10 protein-coding genes are annotated in these 8942 nt (G+C 76.0%); 6 read left to right on the top strand and 4 right to left on the bottom strand.

The window, feature by feature from the left end:
• Positions 1-40: 40 nt before the first annotated feature.
• Positions 41-988, bottom strand: a complete 948-nt coding sequence (locus VF468_11980; GenBank protein ID HEX5879017.1) for an NAD-dependent epimerase/dehydratase family protein — start codon at positions 986-988, stop codon at positions 41-43.
• Between the two features lie 65 nt (positions 989-1053).
• On the opposite strand from VF468_11980, the gene VF468_11975 reads away from it, so the two are divergent.
• Entirely contained in the window at positions 1054-1767 is a 714-nt protein-coding gene (locus VF468_11975) for a TetR/AcrR family transcriptional regulator (GenBank protein ID HEX5879016.1), read from the top strand.
• Positions 1768-1771: 4 nt separating this feature from the next.
• Here VF468_11975 and VF468_11970 read toward each other — a convergent pair whose 3' ends face one another.
• Both VF468_11970 and VF468_11965 read right to left on the bottom strand, forming a co-directional pair.
• Positions 1772-2782, bottom strand: coding sequence for a LacI family DNA-binding transcriptional regulator (locus tag VF468_11970; protein ID HEX5879015.1), 1011 nt, complete (start codon positions 2780-2782; stop codon positions 1772-1774).
• A complete protein-coding gene (locus VF468_11965; GenBank protein ID HEX5879014.1) occupies positions 2779-4185 on the bottom strand; it encodes a GH1 family beta-glucosidase in 1407 nt (468 codons plus the stop codon). The genes VF468_11970 and VF468_11965 overlap by 4 nt, the downstream gene beginning before the upstream one ends.
• Before the next feature lie 109 nt (positions 4186-4294).
• Between VF468_11965 and VF468_11960 the strand changes: the two genes are divergently transcribed.
• Genes VF468_11960 through VF468_11950 form a run of 3 tightly spaced genes read left to right on the top strand, consistent with a single transcriptional unit; the run spans position 4295 to position 5552 of the window.
• On the top strand, positions 4295-4720 hold the full coding sequence (locus VF468_11960) for a RidA family protein (protein ID HEX5879013.1): 426 nt from the start codon (positions 4295-4297) through the stop codon (positions 4718-4720).
• Positions 4721-4752: 32 nt separating this feature from the next.
• Positions 4753-5007: a hypothetical protein gene (locus VF468_11955; protein ID HEX5879012.1), complete on the top strand. Its 255-nt coding sequence runs from the start codon at positions 4753-4755 to the stop codon at positions 5005-5007.
• A complete protein-coding gene (locus VF468_11950; GenBank protein ID HEX5879011.1) occupies positions 5007-5552 on the top strand; it encodes a Clp protease N-terminal domain-containing protein in 546 nt (181 codons plus the stop codon). Before VF468_11955 ends, VF468_11950 begins: the two co-directional genes overlap by 1 nt.
• Here VF468_11950 and VF468_11945 read toward each other — a convergent pair.
• Complete coding sequence (locus VF468_11945) at positions 5527-6696, bottom strand: AAA family ATPase (protein HEX5879010.1); 1170 nt, start codon at positions 6694-6696, stop codon at positions 5527-5529. The genes VF468_11950 and VF468_11945 overlap by 26 nt on opposite strands.
• Positions 6697-6814: 118 nt before the next feature.
• Between VF468_11945 and VF468_11940 the strand changes: the two genes are divergently transcribed.
• On the top strand, positions 6815-7828 hold the full coding sequence (locus VF468_11940; protein HEX5879009.1) for a trypsin-like peptidase domain-containing protein: 1014 nt from the start codon (positions 6815-6817) through the stop codon (positions 7826-7828).
• Between the two features lie 70 nt (positions 7829-7898).
• Entirely contained in the window at positions 7899-8828 is a 930-nt protein-coding gene (locus VF468_11935; protein HEX5879008.1) for a YceI family protein, read from the top strand.
• Positions 8829-8942: the final 114 nt, after the last annotated feature.

Below are 8942 nucleotides of genomic sequence, written 5' to 3'. Positions count from 1 at the left end.
GGCAGGAACCTGTCTACTCGGAAACCCGGCAGGAACCTGTCTACTCGGAAACGTCGTATTTCCTGAACCAGGCGACGGTCCGGGCGACCGCCTCGGCGTGGGGGGTGGGGCTGACCGGGCCGAAGGTCCGCTGGAACTTCGACCAGTCGACCACGTACGGGGCCTGGAACTCGTACAGGACCTCGCCGACCTCGCGGATGAAGGGCACGAACACGCCCGCCAGGCGGGTCATGGCGGCCGAGCTGGTGGCGATCCGGGAGCGGCCGCCGCTGGCCGCGACCACCAGCTCCAGGAACTGGCGGCCGGTGAGCGGCTCGGCCGCGGGCAGGTGCCAGGCCTGGCCGTCGGCGCGGTCGTCGCTGCCCAGGGTGGCCAGGCCGGCGGCCACGTCCTCCAGGTAGCTGAGGGTGTGCGGCTGGTCGAGGCGGCCGACCCAGCGGACCGTGCGGCCGGCGACGGCGGCGCGGAACAGCCGCTCGCCGGTGACACTGTTGCGGCCGCCGGGGCCGTAGTAGTTGGACGCCCGGCCGAGGGCGACCCGCAGCCGGCCCTGGCGGTGCATGGCCAGGAGGCGGGCGGCCATCTCGGCCCGGACCCGGCCCTTGGGTCCGGTGGCGGCGACCGGGAGGTCCTCGCTGAGGGGGCCGGCGTGGGGACCGTACAGGTAGAGGTTGTCGGCCAGGACCAGCTTGGCCCCGGCGGCGGCCGCGCCCTCGGCGACGGCCTCGGTCAGGGGTGGGAACGCGGCCGGCCAGTCGGTGTAGGGGGGCTGGGCGCAGTGGTAGACGACGGCCGCCCCGGCGGCGGCCGCCTTGGCGCCCTCGAGGGTGGTCACGTCGGCCGCCAGCCGCTCGACCCCGGCGGGGACGGTGGCGTTCCCGGCCCGGTTGACGGCCCGCACCCGCAGGCCCCGCCGGGCCAGCTCCCGGACCAGGGCGCCGCCGGTCCCGCCGCTGGCCCCGACGACGACGTGGAGATCCGCTGTCATGCTCCGCTCCTTCTGAATAACGTTCACTGTTGTTAACAGTAGTAACTACATTGTATGCTGTCAACATGACGGAGACGACGGCGCGGTCGCCGCGGCGGGACCGGGTCCGCCAGGCCACCGTGGAGGAGATCAAGGCGGTGGCCCGGGCGCAGATGGCCGCCGAGGGCACGGCCGGGGTCAATCTTCGGGCCATCGCCCGGGAGATGGGCATGACCGCCCCCGCCCTCTACCGCTACTTCGCCTCCCGCGACGACCTGGTCACGGCGCTGGTCGTCGACGCCTACGACGCGCTGGCCGACGCCATGGAGGCGGCCGTCGAGGCGGCCGGGCCTGGCCGCCACGCCGAGCGGGTGCGGGCCGCGTTCGGCGCCTTCCGGGCCTGGGGGCTCGCCCACCCGACCGGGTTCGCGCTGATCTTCGGCAGCCCCATCCCCGGCTACGTCGCTCCCGAGACGACCCGCCCGGCCGGGCTGCGCTACACCGACCTGCTGGGCCGGCTGCTGGCCGACGCCTGGGCCGACGGCGCCCTCGACCCGGACCGGATCGATCTGCGGGTGCCGCCGGCGCTGGCCCGCCAGGTCGAGGCGTTCCAGCGGCGGCGCGGCGGCCCCGCCCTGCCGGCCCCGGTGCTGGCCTTCGGCCTGGGCGCCTGGGCCCGCCTCCACGGCCTGGTCACCCTGGAGGTCTTCGGCCACCTGGCCCCGGCCATCGGCGACGGCGCCGCCCTGTTCGAGCAGGAGCTGGAGGCGATCGTGGCCCAGTCGGGCCTCCGCGGCTGACGACTCAGGCCGAGGCCCGGACGACCAGCTCCACGTCCAGGATCAGGTGCATGCCGGTGGGCTCGCCGGCCGCCCTGGCCAGGAGCAGGCGGGTCGCCTGGCGGCCCATCTCCTCGATCGGCTGGCGCACGGTGGTCAGGGGCGGCTGGGCGTAGCGGGCCACCACCGAGTCCTCGAACCCGACAACGGCCACGTCGTCGGGGACCCGGCGGCCGGCCGCCCGCAGGGCCCGCAGCGCCCCGGCGGCCATCAGGTCGGAGGCGGCGAACACGGCGTCGACCGGGCGGCCCGGCCGGGCCAGCAGCCGGCCCATGGCCGCGGCCCCGCCCTCCTCGGTGAAGTCGCCGGCCTCGACCAGGTCGCCGGCCCCGTCCAGCCCGGCCGCGGCCAGCCCGTCCCGCCAGCCGTCCAGGCGGTCCAGCCCGACCGCCATGTCCAGGGGGCCGCTGATGGTGGCGATGGTGCGGCGGCCCCGCGCGACCAGGTGGTCGACCGCCTTGCGGGCCCCGCCGCGGTTGTCGGCGTCCACGTAGGTCGCCGGGGTGGGGCCGGGCGGGCGGCCGACCAGGACGGCGGGCACGCCGGCCCGGTCCAGGATGCCGGGCAGGGGGTCGTCGCCGTGCAGGGAGGCCAGCAGCACCCCGTCGACGTGGCCGCCGACCACGTACCGCTCCAGCCGCCCACGATCGGGGGGGTCGTGGGCGATCAGCAGCACCAGCTGGACGCCGGTCTCGGCCAGGGCGGCGCTGACCCCGCGGACCATGCCGGCGAAGAAGGGCTCGGAGAGGAAGCGCGCGTGCGGCTCGGAGACGACCAGCGCGATCGAGTCGGCCCGCCGGGTGACCAGGCTGCGGGCGGCCCGGTTGGGCACGTAGCCGAGCTTGGCCACGGCCCGCTCGACCTGGGCCCTGACGACCGGGCTGACCTTGGGCGAGCCGTTGACCACCCGGGAGACGGTGGCCCTTGAGACCCCGGCCAGCGCCGCCACCTGCTCCAGGGTCGGCGGACCGCTCAACGCTTGTCTCCGTTCGGGGCCGGCGGCAGCCCGTCCGGGCCGCCGCGGGCGATCGCCTCCCGGTACCAGTGGGCGCTGTCCTTGGGCAGGCGGCGCTGGGTGGCGAAGTCCACGTAGACGATGCCGAAGCGCTTGGCGTAGCCCTCGGCCCACTCGAAGTTGTCCAGCAGCGACCAGACGAAGTAGCCCCGCAGGTCGACCCCGGCCTGGATGGCCCGGTGGGCGGCCCGCAGGTGCCCGTCCAGGAACCGGATCCTGGCCTGGTCCCGGACCCGGTCGTCGGCGTCGGGGCCGTCCTCGAAGGCGGCCCCGTTCTCGGTCACGTACAGCGGCAGCGACGGGTGGTCGCGGTGCAGCCGCAGCAGCAGCTCGTCCAGCCCGGACGGGTCGATCTCCCAGCCGAGGGCGGTCCGCGGCCGGTCGCTGGCCACGAACTCGACGTCCCCGGCGGCGACCCACGGCGAGGGCGGCCCGCCCAGCCGCGGCCGCTCCGGCCGGGCGGCCACCACCCAGCGCCGGTAGTAGTTGACCCCGAGCAGGTCGAGGGGCACGGCCATGGCCGCCAGGTCGGCCTCGCCGACCCGGTCCAGCCCGCCCAGCCCGCCCAGGTCCTCGAGCACGTCGGGCGGGTAGCGGCCGGCGAACAGCGGGTCGAGGAAGAGCCGGTTGTAGAGGCCGTCGATGCGGCGGGCGGCGTCGGCGTCGGCCGGGGACGCCGACGCCGGGGTGACCGGGTCCAGGTTGAGGTTGATGCCCAGCCGGGGCCGGGCGTCGAGGGCCCGCATGGCCAGGGTGGCCTGGCCGTGGGCGACCAGCAGGTGGTGGACGGCCCGCACGGCGGTGGCCGGGTCCTGCACCCCGGGGGCGTGGATGCCGGCGGCGTGGCCGAGGAAGGCCGCGCACCAGGGCTCGTTCAGGGTCGTCCAGTTGCCGACCCGGTCCGACAGGGCCCCGTACACGGCGCTGGCGTAGTCGACGAAGCGGTCCACCACCTCGCGGCTGGCCCAGCCGCCCGCGTCCTGGAGCGCCTGGGGGAGGTCCCAGTGGTACAGGGTGACCCACGGCTCGATGCCCCGCTCCAGCAGGCTGTCGGCCAGCCGCCGGTAGAAGTCGAGGCCCTCGGGGTTGACCGGGCCGCGGCCCTCGGGCTGGACCCGGGGCCAGGCGACCGAGAACCGGTAGGCGCCGAGCCCGAGGTCGCCCATGAGGGCCGTGTCCTGGCGGTAGCGGTGGTAGTGGTCGGCGGCCACCGCGCCGGTGTCGCCCCCCACGACCCGGCCCGGGGTCCCCGCGAAGGTGTCCCAGATCGAGGGCCCGCGCCCGCCCTCGGCGGCCGCCCCCTCGATCTGGTAGGCCGAGGTGGCCGCCCCCCACACGAACCCGTCGGGGAACCGCGCGGTCATCTCCGGTGGCCTCCAGGTGTGAGAGCGCTCTCTTGCCATCGCTCAGCATGAACGTGCCTCTGCTGGTTGGTCAAGAGGGAGCGTTTGCAGGACGTGCTAAGGTGCCGCCATGGCCAGCCCCGCCGAGCGCCGCCGCGTCGCCTCCGGCTCCCCCTACGAGCCGCTGATCGGCTTCAGCCGGGCCGTGGGAGCCGGCGACCGGGTGCTGGTCTCCGGCACCGCCCCCATCTGGCCGGACGGCTCCTGCGACCCCGACCCGCAGGTCCAGGCGGCCCGCTGCCTGGAGATCATCCTGGCCGCCCTGGCCGAGGCCGGGGCCGGCCCCGAGCACGTGGTCCGGACCCGCATGTACCTGGTCGACCCGGCCGACTGGGAGGCCGTTGGCCGGGCCCACGGCGCCGTCTTCGCCGAGGTCCGCCCGGCCGCCACCATGGTCGTGGTGGCCGGCCTGCTCGACCCCCGCTGGCGGGTCGAGATCGAGGCCGAGGCGGTGCTGGACCAGCCGCCTCCCGGCACGGCTGTCAGGCCAGCTTGACAGCTCCTCGGTTGTCAGGCTAGCCTGACGCCATGGACGAGCAGGCACCCTCCCAGGACGACGCCACCGGCCTCGCCGGCGCGCTGGCGGACAAGGACCCGTCGGTCGGGCTGAACGCCGTGTGGGCGCTCCGGAACCTGCTGGAGCAGGTGGAGCGGCTCCAGGTCGACAACGCCCGGAGCCAGGGCTGGTCGTGGCAGCAGATCGCCCGCGCCCTCCGGGTGACCAGGCAGTCGGTGCACGAGAAGCACGCGGCCCGCCGCAAGGCGATGGGCATGGAGGCCTGATGTTCGAGATCTTCACCGAGGAGGCCCGCACCGCCATCCTGGAGGCCCAGGCCGAGGCCGTCGAGCAGGACGACGGACAGTTGGGCTGCGAGCACCTGCTCGTCGGGCTGCTCCGGGAGGGCACCGGCCTGGCCGCGGTGATCCTGGCCGAGCGGTCGGTCACCCTCGACGGGGTGCGGGCCGCCATCGACCAGCTGGTCGGCCCCCGTCCGGCCCCGGTACCGCCCGACCAGGCGCTGGCCACCATCGGGATCGACCTCGGCCAGGTCCGCTCCCGCCTGGAGGCGACCTTCGGCCCCGGCGCCCTGGCCGGCCACCCGCCGCCGTACACCCCGCTGGCCAAGGAGGCCCTCCAGCTGGCCGTGGCCGAAGCCGGCCGGCTCGGGCAGGACCAGGTCGGCACCGGACACGAGCTGCTGGGCCTGGCCCAGGTGACCGAGGGGCTCGCCGCCAAGGTCCTGGAGCACCTCGGGACCGACCTGGCGGCGCTGGTCGAGGAGCTGCGCGAGCGGGCCGCGGCTAGCCGCGGGCCCGCAGGTAGCTGACCAGGTCGTCGTAGGACCCGGGCTCGGCCGCGAAGCGGGCGTAGTCCCGGGCCAGGTCGAACCACGGCGGGGTGCTGGGGCGGATCTCGTGCAGCCCGCGGGTGAAGTCCTCCAGGGCGATCGGCCGCGAGCTGTTGCTGACCATCGAGGCCTCGAGGGCGGCCGCGGCCGCCGACTCGCAGAGCTGGGCCAGGTCGGCGGCGGAGTACTTGTCGGTGCGGGCGGCCAGGGTGGCCACGTCCAGGTCCTCGGCCAGCGGGCGGCCGTCCAGGACGGAGCGGATGATGGCCTCGCGGGCCTGGCGGTCGGGCGGCAGGACGAGCAGGCGGTGGTCGAGGCGGCCGGGCCGGCGCAGCAGCGCGTCGACGTCCCAGGGGTGCTCGGTGGCCGCGACCACGAACACCCCCTCGTGCTCCTCGCTGGCGCTGTACAGCTCGGCCACGAGCTGGTCGACGACCCCCCGCCCGATCGAGTGGCGGCGGCCGGCCCGGCGGGGGCCGATGGCGTCGAGCTGGTCGAGGTAGAGCAGGCAGGGCGCGCTGGCCCGCGCCGTCTCGAAGATCTCGTGGATGCTGCGGCGGCTGTAGCCGAGCCACATGTCGACCACGTGCCCCAGGTCGATGCGGAGGAAGCCCGCCTCCAGCTCCCCGGCCACGGCCCGGGCCAGGAACGTCTTGCCGCACCCGGGCGGCCCGTACATCAGCAGGCCGCCGCGGAGCGACCGGCCGAACAGCCGGCGCATCTGCGGGTCGCGCAGCGACGACAGGAAGGCGGTGGCCAGCCAGCGCTTGATCGCCGGCATGCCGCCGACGTCGGCCAGGGTCGTCCGCGGCTCCTCGACCTCGCCCAGCACCCACTGGTCCATGGTGGCCCCCCGGTGCTGGGGATCGGGCGGGGCCGCGGAGAACGGGGCCGGCATCGGGAACGGGGTGTCGGGCAGGGCGGCCGTGGCCCGCTCGACCAGCTGGGCGGCCTCGCGCTGGCCGGGCTCGAGGGCGAGCACGGCCGAGCTGTGCTCCAGCGACTCGGCGGGGCGGCCCGCCTCCAGCAGCAGCGTGGCGACGTGCAGACGCAGGGCCAGGTTGTCGGGCACGGCCTCGACCGCCGCCCGCAGACCGGCAAGCAGCTCAGGGTCGACCGGCATGGCGGCAACAGTATGCAATCCGCCCGAGACGCGCGCGAAACGTTCGCCGCCGGCCGGTCGGCGAAACGCTGATTACAGTATTACGATGAGGAGGACCTACTCGGGGAGGGAGGCGACGATGAGCTCCATCCACTTCGTCGACGCACTGCTGGCCGATGCCGACCGCGACCAGCGGGCCGCGCCCGGCCCAACAGACGACGAGGCCCTCGACGCCTACTCCCAGGTGGTCACCGGCGTCGCCGAGCGGGTGATCGGCTCGGTGGCCAGCCTGCGGATCAGCCGCCGGCTGCCCGGGGGACGCCAGGCGCAGGGCTCCGGCTCGGCGGTGGCGATCACCCCGGACGGCTTCCTGGTCACCTCGGCCCACGTGGTCGAGGGGGCCGGCAAGGGCCGGGCCTCGCTGGCCGACGGCCGCGAGCTGCGCTTCGAGGTCGTCGGCCGCGACGCGCTGTCCGACCTGGCGGTGATCCGGGCGAGCGGGGCCGACCTGGAGCCGGTGTCCCTGGGGAACGCCGACCGGCTCCGGGTCGGCCAGCTCGTCGTGGCCGTCGGCAACCCCATGGGGCTGGCCGGGTCCATCACCGCCGGGGTGGTCAGCGCCCTCGGCCGCTCGTTCCCGACCAGCGACGGCCGGACCAGCCGCCTGATCGAGAACGTGATCCAGACCGACGCCTCCCTCAACCCCGGCAACTCCGGCGGCGCCCTGGTCGACGGGCGCGGCCGCATGGTCGGGGTCAACACGGCCGTGGCCGGGATCGGCCTCGGCCTGGCCGTGCCGATCAACGCCACCACCCGGCGGATCATCGCCGCCCTGATGCGCGAGGGACGGTTCCGGCGGGCCTTCCTCGGCATCGCCGGCGGCAGCCGGCCGCTGCCGCCACGGGTCGCCAGGACGCTCGACCGCGCCGCCGGCGTCGAGGTCGTCCAGGTGGTCGACGGCAGCCCGGCGGCCCGGGCCGGGCTGCGCAACGAGGACCTGATCATCGACGTCGACGGCGTGGCCGTGACCGACGCCGGCGACCTCCAGCGCCTGATGGTGGGCGAGCGCATCGGGCGGCCGCTGGTCGTCCGCGCCTTCCGGGGCGGCGAGCTGCTGGAGCTGACCGTGGTCCCGGTCGAGCTCGGACCTTAACGTTCGCTGAGAATCGCCACCGACCCGCCCGGCGCGGGAACCACGCCTGGGCGGCGGGCGTACCGGGGGCATGGGGCCTCTGCCGAGACGCGCGCTCGCCGCCGTGGCGGCCGTGGCCGTGCTGGCCGGCGGCGGCTGGCTGTTCCTGGCCGGCCGCGACGCCCCGCCCGAGGCCCGGCTGCGGCCCGGCGCCGGCGAGGGGGGCAGCGGCCGGCCCGACGGCACCTGGGTCGTGGCCCCGGACGCCGACGGGTTCGTCGGCCACCGGGTCCGCGAGCGGCTGGGGTCGATCTCGGCCCCGAACGACGTCGTCGGCCGCTCCCCCGGCGTCAGCGGCACCGTCACCATCGCCGGCGGCGCCGTCACCGGGGCCGAGGTGACCGTGGACATGACCCGCCTGCGGACCGACGTCGAGCCGCGGGACGGGCGCATGCGCGAGGAGGGCCTGGAGACGGACCGCTTCCCGACGGCCAGCTTCCGCCTGCGCGAGCCGGTCCCGCTGGGCGACGTGTCCGGGGCCAGGGTGGTCGACCTGCGCCTCCCCGGGAACCTCACCCTCCACGGGGTGACCCGGCCGCTCGACGTCCCCGTGCAGGCCCGCTGGGACGGGGACAGCATCCAGGTCGCCGGCGGCACCCGGATCCGCCGGGCCGACTTCGACCTGGAGGTCCCCACCCTGGCCGGCTACCGGATCGAGGACACCGCCGTGGTCGAGCTGGAGCTCACCCTGGTCCGCGAGGGCGCCGCCCTGGCCGGCTCGGCCAGCACCCTGCGGCGGGCCACGGCCGTCCCCCAGCCCGGCGGGGAGGAGCCGGGCCGCCCCCAGGCCGAGCCCTGCCGGGGCGGCGGGCGCCTGCCCGAGGGGGACGGGCGGCTGCTGTTCAGCGCCATCACCGACGACGACACCGAGCACCTGTTCACCATCGGGGCCGACGGCCGCGCCCTGCGCCGGACCGGCATGCTCCTCACCAGCGGCGCCCGAGGGCGGCCCGCCCCATGAACCGGCTGTGGACAACCCCGCGTCCCACCTGCCCGGAGGGGCTACCCTCCCGGTTCGGGGGCCCCGGGAACCGGGGAGGGGCGGGCTCCGGCGCGCCCGGCGGGCGCGGGTTCC

It is taken from the genome of Actinomycetota bacterium (assembly GCA_036280995.1).
Lineage (GTDB): Bacteria > Actinomycetota > CALGFH01 > CALGFH01 > CALGFH01 > CALGFH01.
The sequence above is the reverse complement of the archived record's forward strand: the minus strand, read 5'-3'. Positions and strand labels throughout refer to the sequence as shown.

Excerpts from the sequence above, each read along its gene's own strand:
- VF468_11980 (HEX5879017.1), bottom strand. The coding sequence starts at position 988 with ATGACAGCGGATCTCCACGTCGTCGTCGGGGCCAGCGGCGGGACCGGC.
- VF468_11975 (HEX5879016.1), top strand. The coding sequence starts at position 1,054 with ATGACGGAGACGACGGCGCGGTCGCCGCGGCGGGACCGGGTCCGCCAG.
- VF468_11965 (HEX5879014.1), bottom strand. The coding sequence starts at position 4,185 with ATGACCGCGCGGTTCCCCGACGGGTTCGTGTGGGGGGCGGCCACCTCG.
- VF468_11960 (HEX5879013.1), top strand. The coding sequence starts at position 4,295 with ATGGCCAGCCCCGCCGAGCGCCGCCGCGTCGCCTCCGGCTCCCCCTAC.
- VF468_11955 (HEX5879012.1), top strand. The coding sequence starts at position 4,753 with ATGGACGAGCAGGCACCCTCCCAGGACGACGCCACCGGCCTCGCCGGC.
- VF468_11950 (HEX5879011.1), top strand. The coding sequence starts at position 5,007 with ATGTTCGAGATCTTCACCGAGGAGGCCCGCACCGCCATCCTGGAGGCC.
- VF468_11945 (HEX5879010.1), bottom strand. The coding sequence starts at position 6,696 with ATGCCGGTCGACCCTGAGCTGCTTGCCGGTCTGCGGGCGGCGGTCGAG.
- VF468_11940 (HEX5879009.1), top strand. The coding sequence starts at position 6,815 with ATGAGCTCCATCCACTTCGTCGACGCACTGCTGGCCGATGCCGACCGC.
- VF468_11935 (HEX5879008.1), top strand. The coding sequence starts at position 7,899 with ATGGGGCCTCTGCCGAGACGCGCGCTCGCCGCCGTGGCGGCCGTGGCC.